Raw genomic sequence first — 16,233 nt, 5'->3', positions numbered from 1 at the left:
GCCACGCTGTGCTCGGTCACACGACACAGACGCGAGCGTGGGTCTGGGCGCCCCATTTGCCATCGGGGAAGTAGACCAATCCCCAGAAGCAGTCATTGGAGAAGCCGTCCCATTGCGCTCCCTCGATCGTCCTCGGCCGGCTGATGGCCTGCCGTCCCCACAGCGGAACGTCGAACTTGGTGCCCAGGACGGCCACCCGGATCGGGAAGGTGAGCGGGGTCTCGTTCTCGAACCACACCGTGGTCGGCACCCGCACTCCGGTGGAGACGCACAACCGCGTGCCGCTCGGATCGTGTTGCGAACACGCCGTACGGCGGTTCTTGGTGGGAGGCGCCTTGGTCACCCGCTTCCATACCCCACGCTGTGGAGAGTTGCCGGGTTTGTCATGGACGATGACCGTGTGGCCCTGCTGTAACGGCGCACCGGACTGCCCACCCCCGAGCGCGGCCGGGGATCGCACAGCCGACGGGCTCCGGGACGCGCCGGCCGCAGGGGAACGTCCATCGTCCGGTATCTCCTCAAGGCCATAAGCCGCTACGGCCGCGACGAGAACGACGCCGGCCCCGATCAGTAGCGGCCTCCGACGGCGTTTCAGCGACGGTCCCCACCGGGCCGGCCGACGCGAGGTGCCCGGCGGTGAGCCCTGATCCGTGATCGGAGCACGCAAGAGGTCACGGCGCGCGCCGTGACCCTTGTCGCGGACCGCGCCCAGCTCCGCGAGCGCGGCGGCCAGCCGGCCGCACGTGGCGTAGCGGTCCTCAGGCCGCTTGGCCATGGCCTTGGCGATGATCGCATCGATGCGGGGATCCAGATCGGGGCGCAGCGGCGTCACCCGGGGCGGCGGCTCGTTGAGATGTCCCCACAGAACGGACGGCACCTCTCCCCCGCCGAAGGCCTTCTCCCCTGTCAGGCACTGGTAGACGACGCATCCCAAGGCGTAGACATCGGTCCGGCGGTCGACGGGCTCCGACTTGATCTGTTCGGGGGCCGCGTAGGCCGCGGTCCCCAGGAACCTCCCGGTCGCGGTGACCGTCTCCGCCGACGTGACCTTCACGATCCCGAAATCGGTGAGATAGACATGGCCCGAGAGGGTGTCCACCAGGATGTTGCCGGGCTTGACGTCCCGGTGGACCAGCCCCGCCGCGTGCGCGGCGTCCAGGGCCGCGGCCACCTGGATCACCACGTCGATCGTCCGGTCCAGATCGAGCCGGCCGGGTCCCGCCGCCAGCAGCCCACCGAGATCGCCTCCGGAGACGTACCTGAGAACCAGGTACAGGCGTCCGTCCACCTCGCCGCTCGCATAGATGGGCACGATGTTGGGGTGGTCCATCTGCGCGGCGGCCACCATCTCGCGCTGGAACCGCTCACGGAAACTCTTCTCTTCCGCGAACTGCCGCCCCAGGATCTTCAGCACGACCCGTCGCCCCAGTCCGGCCTCCTCGGCGAGATACACCGAGCTCAACGGGCTTTCGGAGATCAGGCGCACGAGACGATATCTGGAAAGCCGAAGCGGCGGCTCCCCTGGGATCGGATACGGCTCGGCCGTCGGATCCACGCAGTCACCTCCCGGTTGTTCCGCGAGCACGTTACATCGAGCCGGCCGGCAATCGGCATGCACGATTTCACACAACGCAGAACGAGGCGACGTCCGTTCCGGCCGCGGGGACGGTTCCACACCTCCTCTGGGACCGGTCCCAGCCGGCTGATGCCACATTGGTCATCGGTTTTCGCGCGATTCGGAATTCGAGCGCGACGGACTTCATGACAGGAGTCAAAGTGGGTTTCATCGGTGATGCGTACTGGCCGGGACTTGACCCCGCTGACAAGGGGTTCGAGATCGACCGGGAGGAGGTCCGCAGGATCGTGGGCGTCCTGCGGAAGGACATCGAGAGCTACGGCAGCGGAGCGGGATGCCCGCAGCACCTGTCGCAGTGGAGTGACCTGCCTCCCGACGCGCTGGGAGACATCCCGGGCAGCCAGGGAGGCTTTCCGGCCGCCCAGGTGCTGGCGGGCTCGGCGCGCAACGCCCACGCCCACATCGCGACCCAGTATCAGAGGTTCGTCGACAGCTACCGCGCCGTCGCGGACGCGATCGCCAAGGCGGTCGACAACCTGGACGACATGGAGGGGACGAACGCCTCCACGGCCAATGCCGCCGCGACCGGCACCGACACCAGGCCGGGGATCTGAGATGACCGAAACACCGGCGGGACCGCCCAAGAAGATCCAGGACACTCGCGGCCGGCCCGAGGAATGGCACGGTGGCTTCCCGCAGATGCAGGACATTATGCGAGCCTGTGATCCGGGGCGGGTCCGCGACACCGGCGAGGCCTACCTGCAAGCGGCCCAGAGGCTGGAGCAGACCGCCGACCTGATCAGGCGGCATGCCGTCCTGCTCGCCCAAGCCTGGAAAGGCGAGGACTCCATCGCGGCGCAACGACAACTGAAGCGCCTGTTCCAAACGAGCAACAACTGGTCGGCCGGGTCGCAAAAGGTCGGCCAGGCACTGCAGGCCTATTCGGAGAAGCTGACCTGGTACAAGGCCAACCCTCCCGCCGACGACAACAGAATCATCAACGGCACCGTGAAGTTCGACGGATGGACGCGGGAGCACTTCCACAAGGTCTTCGGAAGCGCTGCGCTCGGCGACGAGGCGTTCAAGGAGGCACAGAAGGAAGCGGCTGACCGGCACATCAACTACCTGGGCTCGGCCGCCGTCGACATCAACGCCACGCTGATGCCCAAAGAGGTCGTTCACGACCTCCCCGCCCCCGGCAGCGGCCAGAACCCTCCCCCACAGTCCGGTATCCCCTCCGGCGGCAGCGGCGGGACACCCACGGGCGGCAAGGTTCCCGGCGCCGGCAGTGGTGGTTTCCCGGGCGTCGGCACTGGCAGCGTTCCTGTATCGGCTCCCAGCGCCTCCCCGTTCGGGGGCGGCACCGGCAGCGGCGGTGGAGCCGACCTGGCCGGGCTCGGGCAGCCCGGTCCCGGCGGCGGTGCGCCGGGCGGCAGCGACCCGTTCGGCCGCGGGAACCCCGCCCCAGGAGTCGGCGGCGGTCCAGGCGGCGGGGGTGCGGCCGCGGGTGCCCCGCCCGGTGGCCTCGGTGGCGGCGCGGTGCCCTCGGCAGGGAGCGGCCGGGGCACCGGCGCCGGCGCCGGCGCCGCACGGCCCGGCGCGGGCCCGGCGAGCGGGCGCCAGGGCGGCGGCCCGGCGACGAGCGGTGGCCGAACGAGCCGGAGCGGGATGATGGGAGGTGCTCCCCTTGGAGGTCCAGCAGGCAACAAGGAGGAGCACGAGGCCGAACGTACGACGTGGCTAAGCGAGGATCCGGAGGTCTGGACCGGCGCGGAGGACGACGAGGCGGCCCCACCGGTCATCACCTGACTCGCCGGCCGGGGGCGTCAGTTCGATCGCTGGGCGGCTTTGATGACGTCGGGGCGGAAGAGGGTGGTGAGGCGGTTCCACGGCAGTTTCGTCCAGGCGAAGCCTTGGCAGTCGCTGGGGACTTCTTCGTCGTCGGCGCCGAAGACGAACTCGGCTCCGGCACGGGTCAGGAGCGTGCGGCCTACGACGGCTTGGACGTCGCGGCGGTTGGCGTCGGCGGAGACGTAAAGCACCTTGCTGTACGGACGGCAGTGGGCTTCGTAGGTACGCAACTCGGCCGGGACGGGCACCTGGTCGAACCGGGTCCGGCCGGTCGCTGAGAGCAGTGCGGGCGGGAACAAGTCGGCGGCGTTCAGCGCCTTGCCGGTGGTCAGGTCGACCGTGGTCGTGGTGTGCCTGCGGTGGAATCCGCTTCCGGCGGCGTAGGGGCGGTCCATCTCGTACGCGACCGAAACGTAGCGGGGACCCCGCAATCCGATCCGGGTGCGGAACCGGCCTTCGCGGCTTTGGTTCTCCTGGCGCTGGAACCGGCGGGAAGCGCTGGGCAAGCCCTGGTATTGGGAACGCTGGAAGGTCAGGAAGTCGTCCATGGGACGGCGTAGCTCGGTGTTGATACGGGCCTGCAGTGCGGTGTCCGCCAGGCCGCTGATCGTGGGCACGCTCGCGTTGGGCACGGTCAGGCCGGTCGTGGTGTCACGGACGGGGGCCGATGCCAGCGCCACGGTGACGTTGACGGGCCGGGTGCGCGGCGCGGCGGCCGGGCGCCGCTCTGGCTCGGGTTTGAGCGCCTGGTAGGCCCCCACCCCTCCTCCGGTGGCCACCACCACTCCGGCGGCGACGCCCGCGATGACCTTCGTGCCGCCGATGGCCGCCAGCACGCCTCCGGAGGACTGTGCTCCCACACCCAGCCCCACGGCGGCGGCCGACCCGCCGCCGAGCCCGGCCGCCGCCAAGGGCAGCAGTGCGGCCAGCGCGGCGGCGGCACCGGCCAGAGCGTGCACGCCGCGACGTTCCCAGTCCGGGCCGTACGCGGCCAGCGCGGCCTCCTCCAGGACGGTGACGAACTCCGCGGCCGAGGACGGGCGCTGCTCGGGCCGTTTGGCCAGGCCGCTGACGACCAGCGGCCGCAGCGGCTCGGGCACCCCGTCGACGGGCGGACTGTCGTGCAGATGGGCGCGCATCAGTGCCGCGGTGGATTCACCGGTGAACGGCGTGCGCCCAGTGGTGCACTGAAAGAAGACGCAGGTCGCCGCGTACACATCGGCAGCCGGCCCAATGGGTTGGCTCTGCCACTGCTCGGGGGCCATGTAGCGGGGAGTGCCCGCGGTACCGCTGTGCCCGATGGACGCGGCGACGCCGAAGTCGGCCAGTTTGCTCAGCCCGTCGGGCCGGACGAGGATGTTGGCAGGCTTGTAGTCGCGATGTACCACGCCGACCTGGTGAGCGGCGTGCAGTCCCAGCAGCGAACCCTTCAGCACCACCAGGCAGGCCTCAGGGGACAACCGGTGGTGCTCGTCCAGAACGCGGGCCAGCGACACACCGTCAACCGCCTCCATGACGAGGGCGGCCTGCCCCTCGGGACCGATGATGAACCGGTACAACCGCACCACGTACGGACTGGACACCCGTCCCAGCGACACCGCCTCGTCACGCAGCCGCGCAAGACCGGCCGCGTCACCGCCGTGCAGATACTTGATCGCGACGACATGACCGGTCTCGTCCCGCCGCGCCAGCACCACCCGCCCGAACGCACCAGCACCCAGCTCACCGACCTCGGTGAAACCGCTGACCCGCCACCGGCTCGTCACACCGCACTCCCCACTCGGTCGAAAGACATCGATGTCGAGCACGACGGACAGTCTCACCGCCAGTGAGCATCACCCTGCTCCTGTCAGCGGGAATCACCCTGCTCGCGGTGCTCTCCAGAATGTCGGCTCAGAGTTAACCCTTGGCGGCGCGGAATATCCAGAATGCGCCCTGCTTATGGATGTCGGGCACGAGGGCGTACCCATGGTCGGTGACGGCGACCGGGGCGGTGGGCAGCTCCCTTGCCAGGATCTTGCCGTCGGCGACACCGAGAGCCAGGGTCGGAGGCTTGCGCCCGCCCGGTGCGAGTGGTGGTGCGGTCTTGTGGGTGTCACCGTAGACGGCACCGCCAATGATCAGGGCGGGGGTGAAGCCCTCCTGGGCCGCCGGCTGCTGCCACAGCAGTTGCCCGGTACTGATCCTCATCGCGGCGCTTCCGAGATTGGTGCTCGCGGGTCCCAGCCGCAGGACGGCGACGTCGGAAGGGGTGCCGACGGCTTTGACGATCTCTGAGCCGGGGTCGATTCTGACGTTCTTGGCGATCGGCTGGGAGGTGGCCACCACCGCTCCGGAGCGTAGATCGTGAACTGCGACGAGCACCTGTCGCGGCCCGGCGGGCCAGACCATGCCCAGCCGGTCGCCGGACACGAACGCCACGTTCGGCAGGTCGCCGGTGGACCCACGGGGACGGATCATGTCCGACCGCCATACCGGACGGCCGGTGGCGGCAAGGTCGTAGGCCGCGAAGAACTCGGTGAGGCCGCCCCCGTCACGCCTGGCCCTCCGTTTGATCACCGCGACACCGTCGATGATCGTGTGCACCTCGGGAGGCCGGGACATGACATGACCGGGGTCGGCGGGCAAGCGGAGTCTCGGCGTCCCGTCCGGAGCGTAGATCGTCAGATCGTTACGGCTGATCAGCCCTCTGGTGTGGGTCGCCGACCAGCCGGTTACGGCGTCCCGCAGGTCGTCTTCCTTCCAGCTGGTGTCCACGAGCTTTCGACCGGACGTGTCGAAGCCGATCTGGTGCGTCCGCCGGGTGGGCTGGTTGAGGCCGTCGGACGCGCTTTGCTTCACCCCGTGCAGGAAGACCGCGGCGGCTCCGTTGAGGTTGCCGACCTGCCACGAGGGTTCAGCCTTGAACGGCGCGTTTACGCTGACCCGCTTGTGCCCTGTCGCGGCATCGTAGAAATCGACCGTTGTGCTCTCGTCCAGGCCGCCACTACCGAGCTTTGTTTGGATGTTCGCAAAAGCGTCCCCGACTGCCACCGGATAGCTGAGACCCTGCAAATGTGCCACCGGCCGTGGTTCCAGCCCCGGCAGCACCGGCCCGTTGTACGCCGGCAGACCCGAACCGACGCTGCCCCTGCCACCTGAGGGGCGGCTTTCTTTGGCCTTGGGCCGGTCACTTTCACCGCACCCTGTCAGACTCACCGCCAGCCCCACAGCCAGCATCATCGCTCTCCAAGCGACCACGGCGTACGTCCTTTCATGGCAATGACGAGGCGAGCGGCAGGGTTGACGCCGCGTGGCCCGGCGAAAGTATCGAGCCCGCCGTGCGACAGCACAAGATCTCCGCCCGTTCATCGGCGTCCACGAACGTTCACGTACAGGCGGCAGCGGCAATGACCAGCGGAAATCGCCGAACACCACCGCCGCCCGCGCAGCCGCCCGCGCAGCCGTCGAGCCGGCTCTGGAGTGATTTCTTTGTCGGCCGCACCGAACCACGCCGGTCCGGCGGGCATCGCATACAACGCCGATCAACAGCGACGGATAAGGCCCGGAGGTCACGGCAGTGGACGACCAGCTCATTCCAGATCCATCCCAGGCGGGCACGGCGGCTGAATTCGTCGCCATGTTGCGGCAGCTCAAGGAAGGGGCCGGCCGCTCATTCAGGGAATTGGAACGCGCGGCCAAGGCCAACGGGGACTCGCTGCCGGCCAGCTCGGCGGCCGCCGCACTCGGCCGCACCACTTTGCCGCGCCGCGAACTGGTGGCCGTGCTGGTGCGCGCCTGCGGCGGCGATGACGACGACGTCGCGAACTGGGTCAGCCACTGCAAGCGACTCGCCGTCCAGCAGGCCACGGGCGAGTCCGAGTCCCACGGCGGGCAGCGGATTTCCCGTGGCGATGTCGAGCCATCGGTCGCGCCGTTGCCATCCGACGTAACGCCACATCCGTCCCCAGCTCACGACCGCCTGCCGCGCCGCCTGGCGTCCCGCCTGCTGGTCTCCACCATTCCCGCGCTCGCGGTGGTGGGCGTCTTGGTGCTCACGCTGAATCTCACCGGGTGGCATGTGGCCTTCTCCATCGGCGACCCGCCCGGCCCCGGCGCAGAGCCACGACCGTCCGCGCCCGCGACGCGGACGACCGGCGCCACGCCGAAGACCCACGGCAACGCCATCCCGTCAGACACCACCACAGCACCACGGTCACGGCGCGCCGAAAAGACCCCGCTTCCCGCCGATCGAAACCCCCGGACTCCCCGCCCGAGCACCCCGCCGACCGGCCGGACGCAACCGCCGCCCGACCCGCCCAGCAGCTGTGACAGCTGCAATGTGGCAAAGCCCCGCAAGCCCTGATCGGCGTCTCGTGGTCATTCGGCGTCCGGGAGTTCCACGGACTGGCGGTGGCGGAAGACGTTCAAGGGGTCCCACCGCCTCTTGATCTGCTGCAGCCTCGGGTACTTGTCGCCGAAGTACAGCGTCGACCAGGGCACACCGGAGGTGTTCCAGGCGGGGTCGCTCAGGTCGACGTCGGGGTAGTTGATGAAACACCCGTCGGTGACGTCGCCCGGGACCGGGACGCCGCCGGGGTACATGTTCCGGTAGAGCTCCCGGATCCACCTCAGGTGGTCGTCGCCGGGCTCCGTCTCCGGCCAGTAGACCTGGTGCTGCAGTTTGAGGATCGAGTCGCGCTGGGCGACGGCGGTGTCGGTGCCGATCGAGTTGACCTTGGAACCGTAGGAGTCGATCTGCACCACCGCGTCGCGGACGTTGTGCCGGTCACCGATGAGCCCGTTCCAGAGCGCGTCGACCTGCGACTCGGGCAGCGGGGTGCGCATGTAGGCGGACTTGTGCTTGCCTGCGCGCGGGTTGGGTGCGTGTCCCAGGATCCGCTCGACGACCGGCCAGGGCAGTTCGAGGGGTCCCTGCAGATCGGCCAGCGCGGGGTATTCGCCGACCGCTTCGGAGAGGGCGGCCATCTCCGGCCGGACCCCCTCGTTCATCTGGTCGAGGAAGTCGGCCATCAGCCGCGCCGAGTCCGGCACCGCGGAGTCGAGCTGCGCGATGAGGCCGACCTTCTCCTTGCTCGGATGGGTGAGGAGCAAGATCGCGAACAGGTCGGCGTACGGGTCGTCCGGTCCGCCCTGGTGTTCGGCGAAGAACTCGCCGAAGTTGGCCACGATCCGCCGGAAGCCGTTCTCGTCGAGCTCGGACCAGTTCCACCCGCCCGAGGTGAACAACGCCGTCCGCGGCGCCTCCGGCAGATCCCGGAACCAGAACCGGGTGGCGATCCCGAAGCTGCCCCCGCCGCCTCCGGTGTGCGCCCACCACAGGTCGCGTACGTCGCGATCGCGGTCGTCGGCCGTGGCCTTGACCAGCTTGGCCCTGCCGTGCCGGTCGACGACGGCGACCTCCACCGCGTACAGGTAGTCGACGGTGAGGCCGTACTGACGCGACAGCAAGCCGAACCCACCGCCGGGGATATGGCCGCCGGCGCCGACGCCGGGACACGAACCACCCGGCACGATCTTGCGGGTCGGCAGGTACAGGCTCTTGTAGTGCTGCCCGATCGTGGCCCCCGCCTCGATGCACACGGCGTCCATGTCCGCGTCGTGATAGATGCCGTCCATCAGGGTGAGATCGAAGATGACTCGTACGTCGTCCGACGAGACGAAGTTCTCGTAGCAGTGGCCGCCCGAGCGCACCGTGATACGTGACCGTTCCCCGGAGGCGTTCTCGTCGACGGCCTCCTGCAGCGCGGACCTGACCTCCCTGCCGGTGCGGGGCAGCCGGATGTAGTCGGGCCGGGCGGTCCAGCGGGGATTGAAACCGCGGCACAGCGGCGCGTAGCGGGGATCTTCGGGACCGATCTTGATAGCGGCCGAACCGCTCGTCTCCACTGCCATCGCGCCTTCCTCCTGGGAGCGTGCTCTTGAGCCTGGCGGGGATGCGGAAGCCCCATTGTGACTCTCCACCGCCGCGCCGGGCCGACGGCGCCTCAGTTGGCCCTGACCACTGGTGGCCCGGTAAAAGAAAGCCCAAGGAGAGAGCGTGACCCGGGAAGCACCGAACCGGCGGGGAAGGTCAGCGCATTGGCGTGTGTGATGCCCTGGGCCTGGTGGACGTTTCGATCCGGGCAGGCCCAGGGCGCCATGGGCATCGCTAGTAGTTGACGCAGGTGTTCCCGAAGGTGGGGTTCAGGAGCCCCACGATGTTGATGGTGTTGCCGCAGGCGTTGACCGGTACCTGCACCGGCACCTGGACGACGTTGCCGGACGCGATGCCCGGAGAGTTCACCGCCGCGCCTTGAGCGCCGGGAGCGCGATGCGCCGCCGCGCGCCGGCCGCTGTGATCGTTGTCGAAGGTGGGGTTGAGCGCTCCGATGACGTTGGCGCTGTTCCCGGTGGCGTTGACCGGAACGTGCACCGGGGCCTGGACCAGATTGCCGGAGCCGATCCCGGGCGACTTCGTCGCTTTGCCGTCCGCGTCGGGGCGTTGGCTCTGCGCGTTGGCCGGGGTGGTTCCCATTCCCAGGGTGATCGCGCCGACGATGAGCGTGGTTTTGACGAGCGTTCGCATGCCTGCTGGTTCTCCGTTCGAAGGGGGACGACCAAGCAATGGTCATGCGTAAGCAAATCACTACCGAGAGTCACGGTGACCGGATTTGCGACCACTGGTACACCGCCCCAGCGGAGACGAGTGAGGTTATGGCGAACTGTCCCGTTCTGTGTCGCCGAGACCGTGAGACAGGCCCTCGTACGCGCACGAGGGCCTGTCCGCCGTACGGACCGGATCAGGCGCGGTCCGCCTCGCGTGGTGCCCGGTCATTCGTCATGGACAGATAGACCAGCACGATGCCGATGTAGGTGCACAGGCGCACCGCGTCGGGGATTCCGTTCCAGGTCTCGTTCATCCACATGCCGAACCATTCACCGGCCACGGCCTGGAAGCCGAAGAACCACAGGAACAGGCCGATCGTGCAGCCTGCCAGGCCCCAGCGCTTGGCCTTCCGGTACGTGGCGTCGGACGCGCGCAGCGTGCGGGCCTGCCGCCAGGCCGACGCCAGGCAGGTCACCATGATCAACGCCTCGGTCAGGATGACGCCGATGTAGCCGACGTGGTGAAACCAGCTCCAGGAGATCGCACGGTAGTTGATGTTGCTGACCTCTTGCAGGGCGGGCTTCTGCGCGTCCATCGAGAAGACGTGGGAGACGAAGTTGAAGTTCGTCCAGTAGTCGGTCACGTTGCCGAACACGACGAAGAAGGCGAAACCGCCGACTGTGAACGTGAGCAGCGCCTTGCTCGCGCGGATGAACCACGTGGTGTCGAAGCGCTCGACGGCGGGTGCCGGAGAAGCCATCAGACTCGTCCTTGTCGATCGGGGGACTGTGCGATGGCCCCTCGATCGAATGCAAGAACACGGTCTCGGGGCCTGGTGCCGCCCGACCTTGCGTACGGTTCCCCGGCGGGACAACCGTGTCGAGCGTGGTCCACTGGCTCCGTCGCAGGCTGCGACGTCGCGGGCCCCGGTGGCCTGAGGTGTGACCTGCGATGCCCATCATAGGTGATGAAAGCAGTGAAACCGGACACACCTCGGCCGTCCGCCCGACGTCGCCAGTTATCTCCGGCCGACACCGTATCCGCCGCCCCCGGAGGCGTTTATCGTGCGTCCATGGGTGCCGTTCTTCCTATCCCGTCACCGGACGCGGTGCATGCGGCGCGGGCTCATCTGGCGCGCCGTTTCGGAAAGGGAGTGGAGGCGCTGCTGTGGGAGGCGCACGAGCATCCGCTGCCCGACGTCGACGCGGTCGGCAAGACGATCGCGGCGATCCGCGCCGCCCAGGACGGCGAGCCGGAGCAGATCACGTCCCAGGACCTGGGCGCCGCCTTGCTGGTGCTGCAGGCCGCGCGGCTCGACCTCGATCGCCTGGAGGTGGAGCTGATCGAGGCCGTCCGGGACGCCGGGCTGGACTGGGCCGCCATCGCCGCCGTCCTGGGACTGCCTGACGCGGGCGCCGCCGAGCAGCGGTACGAGGCGCTGCGGCCGCGCACCGAGGCGCCGACCGATCACGTTCTGCCCCTGGACCTCGGCCGGTCACCGCCCGCCACGCCCGCCCGCCGGCCCCCGGAGGGTGCCTGATGCGGGCGCAGCCGGACCGGCCGGATGAGGAGGCAGGGGTTCCGCCTGCGGATCTGCTGGCCGCGGCGCGCGCCGGTGACAAGGAGGCTTTCGGCCTGCTCGTCGGTCCGTTGCGGGAGGAACTGCGTGCGCACTGCTATCGGATGCTGGGTTCCGTCCATGACGCGGACGACGCGGTGCAGGACACTCTGGACCGGGCCTGGCGCGGGCTGGGCCGGTTCGAGGACCGCGGGTCGATCCGGCCGTGGCTGTACAAGATTGCGACGAACAGGTCGCTGACGCTTGCCGAGCGGCGTGGCCGGCGGGAGCTGCCCACCGACCTGTCCCCGGGAAACGCGCCGCTGACCGAGTCGGCCTGGCTGGAGCCGTATCCAGAACGGCTGATGAACTGGACGGCCAGGCTCACCCCGGAGGACCGGGCAGTGGCGCGAGAGAGCGTGGAGCTCGCGTTCGTCGCCGCGCTGCAGCACCTGTCGCCCTCGCAGCGAGCCGTCCTGATCCTGCGCGACGTGCTCGGCTACTCCGCCCGTGAGACGGCCGACCTGCTCGACAGTACGGTCACAGCGGCCAACAGCAGCCTCCAGCGGGCCCGTAAGGCGGTGGCCGGTCTCCTACCCGACGCTACGCAGACCCAGACCGTTGCCACATTGGGCGACGAGACGGTTCGGGACCTCGCCCAGCGCTATGTCACCGCGTGGGAGGCCGGGGACGTGAATTCCATCGTGGCGATGCTGACGCAGGACGCGAAGTACTCGATGCCGCCGCTGACCGAATGGTACGCAGGCCGGGACGACATCCGCGGCTTCCTGGTCGAGGGGCCTTTGAGACATCGCTGGCGCTTCCTGCCGACGCGCGCCAGCGGACACCTCGCCTTCGGCACGTACATGTGGGACGACGACAGGGCCGTGTACGCCCCGGCAGGCCTGGATCTGCTGGTTCTGCGCGGCGGGCACGTCGCCGAGGTGGTCTCGTTCCTGGAGGTCGACTTCCCGGCGTTCGGGCTGCCCGCCGAACTGACCTGAACGAGGCGATGATTTCCGGGGACCGCGCGGGTTGTAGTCCTGACAGTGCTTCAACTCAACGGACGGAGCCCGCGGTGCCCACGAACGAAGAACAGATCCGTACCTTGATCGAGAAGTGGGCCGAGGCGGCCCACTCCGGCGACCTGACGGGTGTCGCCGCCGACCACGCCACCGACATCGTGATGTTCGACGTGCCGCCGCCCCACGACGGCGTGCGCGGCATCGACGCCTACCGCGAGACCTGGCCGCCGTTCTTCCGATGGCAGGCGCAAGGCGCTCGCTTCGACCTTGAATCCCTCGACATCACCGCCGGTGACGACGTCGCCTTCGCGTACGCCCTGCTGCGGTGCGGCACTCCGGAGGAGCTCACCGCCAATCCGGCGAACCGCCTGCGGCTGACGCTCGGCCTTCGCAAGGAGGGCGGCCGGTGGGTCGTCGTGCACGAGCACCATTCGTTCCCACTCGACGACCCGGCTCCCGCCGCGGACACGGCCCAGGATGACGCCACCGGCCGGGAGGAGGTACGGCTGTTGCACGAAGAGTGGTTCGCCGCCACCGCGACGAAGGATCTTGACGCCATGATGGCCACCATCGCCGATGACGTCGTCTCCTACGAGCACGACGAACCCCTTCAGCACCTCGGCGTCCACGCCGTGCGGAAGGTCTGCGCACGCGGCCTCGACGCGGCCGCGGACGCCTCGATCAGCTGGCAGGTCCCCGAGATGACGATCCTGGTCCGCCAGGACCTCGCCGTCGCCTGGGGCCTCAACCAGGTCCGGGTCGACCAGCCCGATGGCCGGCCCGTCGACACCTGGTCACGCGGGACCCGCGTGTTCGAGCGGAGGAACGGCGGCTGGGTGATGACCCACCAGCACCTGTCCTTTCCCTACGACCCGGCCACCGGAGAAGCGAAGACCTCCCTGACCCCCGCATGACCTCGTCGATCAACTTCCGCACGCGGCGGCCGGTGAGCCCGCGGCAAGCGCCCCGCCTAACGAGCGCTTCGCCTCAGCCACCGGCCGCTGGCCAGATCCTTGCAGATATTGGCGATCAGGCCGCTTTTGGCGCTGTGCCCCGGCCGGACAGGCTGACCGCATGACGACGACACTCATGCGAGCGATCAGCCAGGACGTCCTGGGCGGCCCGGAGGTGCTGAAGGAGGTCCTGCTCCCCCGGCCCGAGCCCGGGCCGACCGAGGTGCTGGTCCGCGTGCACGCGGCCGGGCTCAACCCGACCGACTGGAAGAACCGGGCGGCCGGTTACACCGTAGGCGAGCCGCCGTTCGTACTGGGCTGGGACGTGTCGGGCGTGGTGGAGAAGGTCGGCCTAGGGGTCGCCCTCCTCAAGCCGGGCGACGAGGTCTTCGGCATGCTGAAGTACCCGGAGGGCCACGGCTCCCATGCCGAGTACGTCGCGGCGCCTTCCCGCTACTTCGCCCGCAAGCCCGCCAACATCGACCATGTGCGGGCCGCCGCCATCCCGTTGGCCGCCCTCACCGCCTGGCAGTGCCTCGTCGACGTCGCCGGCGTCGAGGCGGGCCGGCGCGTGCTGGTCCACGCGGCGGCCGGAGGCGTGGGCCATCTGGCCGTTCAGATCGCCAAGGCCCGCGGCGCGTACGTGATCGGCACGGCCAGCGCCGCCAAGCACGACTTCCTCCGGTCGCTGGGAGTGGATGAGCCGATCGACTACCGCACGACCGACTTCGCCGAAGCGGTACGCGACGTGGACGTCGTCCTGGAGACCATCGGCGGCGACTACGGGGCCCGTTCGGTCAAGGTCCTCAAGCCCGGCGGCGTCCTCGTCTCCATCGCGCTCGGCAAGATGGAGGACTTCGACACCACCGGCATCCGCGCGGAGACGCTGCTGGTCGAGCCCGACCACCACGCCATGAAGGAGATCGCCGCCCTCGTCGAGTCGGGCCGGCTGCGCGTCGAGATCGACACCGTGGTGCCGCTCGCGGAGGCCGCCAAGGCGCACGAACGAGGCGAGACCGACCGCGCCACGGGCAAGATCGTGCTCGTGGTCGCCGACGCGGCCTCGCCGACGACCGTGGGCGTCGCGTCCGAGGATTCGGCTCAGGCGCGGTAGGCGGCGAGAAAGACCCGGACGGCGGCGTCGGCGTAGTGGTCGAGTTCGCTCGACGGGAAACGGACGTCGTCGCCGCAGAACATGGCCTTGTTGACCGGGATGGACGTGACGAGCCACGTGAAGTGGTTGGCGGCCAGGAGGGGTTCGTCGGCGCGGAGCAGTCCCCGCTCGGTGAGGCGTTCCAGGGCGGAGGCCAGCGCGACGTGCACACGTTCGGGACCTGCCTGGAAGTAGGCGTGGCCGAGTTTGGGGAAGCGGCCGGCCTCGGCTATGACGAGGCGGCGTACGCGCAGGTGTGACTGCCGCGTGAGGGCGTGGACGAACTTGCGGGCGACCGCCCGCAGGGTGGGCTCGACGTCGTCGGTGGTCGCCAGTTCGCCCATGGCGTCCTGGAAGAGCTGGTCGATGCCGCCGAGGCGGTCGAGCACGATGTGCTCGAACAGGGACTCCTTGCGCCCGAAGTACTTGTAGATCGTCTGCTTCGACGCCCCCGCCGCGGCGGCGATCTCGTCGGTCTTGGCGCCGACGTAGCCGTCGCGGACGAACACCTCCAGCGCCGCGTCCATGATCCGGCGTCGCACCTGCGCGGCCTGTCCGGTCCGGGGCTCGACTACCGCCATGTCCGATCCTCGTTTCAGGGTGAGACGACCGTTGACTCTTCTCGAAGTGTACCGTACCGTACGGTTCACCTAGCAGTACCGTACTGTACGGTACAGAGGAATCGAGGAATCATGCGCACTGTCACGTCCAAGGACGGCACCACGATCGCGTTCGAGGCCTGGGGCGACGGGCAACCGCTGATCATCATCGACGGCGCGACCGCCCACCGCGCCGTCAACCCGATCAACGCCGAGGTCGGCGCGCTGCTGGCCGGCGACTTCCGGGTGTACGCCTACGACCGCCGCGGGCGCGGTGACAGCACCGACACCGCGCCGTACGCGGTCGAGCGGGAGATCGAGGACCTCGCCGCGCTCATCGACCACGCCGGAGCACCCGCCACGGTCTTCGGCTGGTCCTCCGGCGCGGTCCTGGCCCTGCACGCCGCGGCGGCCGGCCTGCCGATCACCCGGCTCGCGCTGTGGGAGCCCCCGTTCGTCGTCGACGGCAGCCGCCCGCCCCTGCCGCCGGACTACGTGGAACGGCTCGACGCCTGTGTCGCCGGCGGACGCCCGGGCGACGCGGTGGAACTGTTCATGACCGCCGCGGCCGGCGTGTCCGCCGACGACGTCGCCGGAATGCGGCAGGCCCCGTTCTGGCCCGTCCTGGAGGCGATCGCGCACACCATCGCCTACGACGGACGCATCATGGGCGACACGATGTCGGGCGCCCCCCTCCCCCGCGACCGCTGGTCCGCGGTCACCGTGCCCGTCAAGGTCATGCACGGCACGGACACCTTTCCGTGGATGATCACTGGGGCGCGGGCCCTGGCCGAGCTCCTGCCGACCGCGGCCCTGGAGGCGCTCCCGGGTGAGCAGCACGGCACCACGGCGGACGTGCTCGCCCCCGCGCTGCGTCAGTTCGTCCAATCCGGCCAGGCGCACGCGGGCACCCGGTAACGAGGAGGCCG

At 69.4% G+C, this 16,233-nt stretch carries 15 protein-coding genes; 8 read left to right on the top strand and 7 right to left on the bottom strand.

Annotated elements, in window-relative coordinates:
* Positions 1-16: 16 nt before the first annotated feature.
* The gene (locus tag ABD333_RS10185) at positions 17-1,555 is read right to left on the bottom strand and encodes a serine/threonine protein kinase (RefSeq protein ID WP_344539950.1); all 1,539 of its coding nucleotides are present in this window, start codon (positions 1,553-1,555) and stop codon (positions 17-19) included.
* Positions 1,556-1,776: 221 nt separating this feature from the next.
* On the opposite strand from ABD333_RS10185, the gene ABD333_RS10180 reads away from it, so the two are divergent.
* Positions 1,777-2,190 carry a globin family protein gene (locus ABD333_RS10180; protein ID WP_344539948.1) on the top strand — a complete coding sequence of 138 codons (414 nt, stop codon included), beginning with the start codon at positions 1,777-1,779 and terminating at the stop codon, positions 2,188-2,190.
* Between the two features lies 1 nt (position 2,191).
* Positions 2,192-3,385, top strand: coding sequence for a WXG100 family type VII secretion target (locus ABD333_RS10175; RefSeq protein WP_344539946.1), 1,194 nt, complete (start codon positions 2,192-2,194; stop codon positions 3,383-3,385).
* A gap of 17 nt (positions 3,386-3,402) precedes the next feature.
* Here the strand turns inward: ABD333_RS10175 and ABD333_RS10170 are convergent, their stop codons facing one another.
* Together ABD333_RS10170 and ABD333_RS10165 are read right to left on the bottom strand one after the other, a co-directional pair.
* Positions 3,403-5,193, bottom strand: coding sequence for a serine/threonine-protein kinase (locus ABD333_RS10170; RefSeq protein WP_344539944.1), 1,791 nt, complete (start codon positions 5,191-5,193; stop codon positions 3,403-3,405).
* Between the two features lie 133 nt (positions 5,194-5,326).
* A complete protein-coding gene (locus ABD333_RS10165) occupies positions 5,327-6,841 on the bottom strand; it encodes a PQQ-binding-like beta-propeller repeat protein (RefSeq protein ID WP_344539942.1) in 1,515 nt (504 codons plus the stop codon).
* A 145-nt stretch (positions 6,842-6,986) separates the two neighbouring features.
* Here ABD333_RS10165 and ABD333_RS10160 point away from each other — a divergent pair, with 145 nt between their 5' ends.
* Positions 6,987-7,772, top strand: a complete 786-nt coding sequence (locus ABD333_RS10160) for a helix-turn-helix domain-containing protein (protein ID WP_344539940.1) — start codon at positions 6,987-6,989, stop codon at positions 7,770-7,772.
* Positions 7,773-7,786: 14 nt separating this feature from the next.
* On the opposite strand, the gene ABD333_RS10155 is transcribed toward ABD333_RS10160, so the two are convergent.
* From ABD333_RS10155 to ABD333_RS10140, 3 genes are all read right to left on the bottom strand, one after another.
* A complete protein-coding gene (locus tag ABD333_RS10155; RefSeq protein WP_344539938.1) occupies positions 7,787-9,322 on the bottom strand; it encodes an FAD-binding oxidoreductase in 1,536 nt (511 codons plus the stop codon).
* A 256-nt stretch (positions 9,323-9,578) separates the two neighbouring features.
* Complete coding sequence (locus tag ABD333_RS47475) at positions 9,579-9,995, bottom strand: chaplin (protein WP_425546904.1); 417 nt, start codon at positions 9,993-9,995, stop codon at positions 9,579-9,581.
* Between the two features lie 214 nt (positions 9,996-10,209).
* Positions 10,210-10,776, bottom strand: a complete 567-nt coding sequence (locus ABD333_RS10140; RefSeq protein WP_344539936.1) for a DUF2165 family protein — start codon at positions 10,774-10,776, stop codon at positions 10,210-10,212.
* Between the two features lie 312 nt (positions 10,777-11,088).
* Here ABD333_RS10140 and ABD333_RS10135 point away from each other — a divergent pair, with 312 nt between their 5' ends.
* From ABD333_RS10135 to ABD333_RS10120, 4 genes are all read left to right on the top strand, one after another.
* Complete coding sequence (locus tag ABD333_RS10135; RefSeq protein WP_344539934.1) at positions 11,089-11,556, top strand: hypothetical protein; 468 nt, start codon at positions 11,089-11,091, stop codon at positions 11,554-11,556.
* Complete coding sequence (locus ABD333_RS10130; protein ID WP_344539933.1) at positions 11,556-12,578, top strand: sigma-70 family RNA polymerase sigma factor; 1,023 nt, start codon at positions 11,556-11,558, stop codon at positions 12,576-12,578. Before ABD333_RS10135 ends, ABD333_RS10130 begins: the two co-directional genes overlap by 1 nt.
* A 74-nt stretch (positions 12,579-12,652) precedes the next feature.
* Entirely contained in the window at positions 12,653-13,513 is an 861-nt protein-coding gene (locus ABD333_RS10125; protein ID WP_344539931.1) for an SgcJ/EcaC family oxidoreductase, read from the top strand.
* A gap of 160 nt (positions 13,514-13,673) precedes the next feature.
* Positions 13,674-14,666, top strand: coding sequence for an NADP-dependent oxidoreductase (locus ABD333_RS10120; RefSeq protein ID WP_344539930.1), 993 nt, complete (start codon positions 13,674-13,676; stop codon positions 14,664-14,666).
* On the opposite strand, the gene ABD333_RS10115 is transcribed toward ABD333_RS10120, so the two are convergent.
* On the bottom strand, positions 14,654-15,286 hold the full coding sequence (locus tag ABD333_RS10115) for a TetR/AcrR family transcriptional regulator (RefSeq protein ID WP_344539928.1): 633 nt from the start codon (positions 15,284-15,286) through the stop codon (positions 14,654-14,656). The two genes, ABD333_RS10120 and ABD333_RS10115, sit on opposite strands and share 13 nt — an antisense overlap.
* A gap of 111 nt (positions 15,287-15,397) precedes the next feature.
* Here ABD333_RS10115 and ABD333_RS10110 point away from each other — a divergent pair, with 111 nt between their 5' ends.
* The gene (locus tag ABD333_RS10110) at positions 15,398-16,222 is read left to right on the top strand and encodes an alpha/beta fold hydrolase (RefSeq protein WP_344539926.1); all 825 of its coding nucleotides are present in this window, start codon (positions 15,398-15,400) and stop codon (positions 16,220-16,222) included.
* Positions 16,223-16,233 lie beyond the last annotated feature (11 nt).

It is taken from the genome of Actinomadura fulvescens (assembly GCF_039533225.1).
Taxonomy (GTDB): Bacteria; Actinomycetota; Actinomycetes; order Streptosporangiales; family Streptosporangiaceae; genus Spirillospora; species Spirillospora fulvescens.
The sequence above is the reverse complement of the archived record's forward strand: the minus strand, read 5'-3'. Positions and strand labels throughout refer to the sequence as shown.

Excerpts from the sequence above, each read along its gene's own strand:
- ABD333_RS10175 (WP_344539946.1), top strand. The coding sequence starts at position 2,192 with ATGACCGAAACACCGGCGGGACCGCCCAAGAAGATCCAGGACACTCGC.
- ABD333_RS10155 (WP_344539938.1), bottom strand. The coding sequence starts at position 9,322 with ATGGCAGTGGAGACGAGCGGTTCGGCCGCTATCAAGATCGGTCCCGAA.
- ABD333_RS47475 (WP_425546904.1), bottom strand. The coding sequence starts at position 9,995 with ATGCGAACGCTCGTCAAAACCACGCTCATCGTCGGCGCGATCACCCTG.
- ABD333_RS10140 (WP_344539936.1), bottom strand. The coding sequence starts at position 10,776 with ATGGCTTCTCCGGCACCCGCCGTCGAGCGCTTCGACACCACGTGGTTC.
- ABD333_RS10135 (WP_344539934.1), top strand. The coding sequence starts at position 11,089 with ATGGGTGCCGTTCTTCCTATCCCGTCACCGGACGCGGTGCATGCGGCG.
- ABD333_RS10130 (WP_344539933.1), top strand. The coding sequence starts at position 11,556 with ATGCGGGCGCAGCCGGACCGGCCGGATGAGGAGGCAGGGGTTCCGCCT.
- ABD333_RS10120 (WP_344539930.1), top strand. The coding sequence starts at position 13,674 with ATGACGACGACACTCATGCGAGCGATCAGCCAGGACGTCCTGGGCGGC.
- ABD333_RS10115 (WP_344539928.1), bottom strand. The coding sequence starts at position 15,286 with ATGGCGGTAGTCGAGCCCCGGACCGGACAGGCCGCGCAGGTGCGACGC.
- ABD333_RS10110 (WP_344539926.1), top strand. The coding sequence starts at position 15,398 with ATGCGCACTGTCACGTCCAAGGACGGCACCACGATCGCGTTCGAGGCC.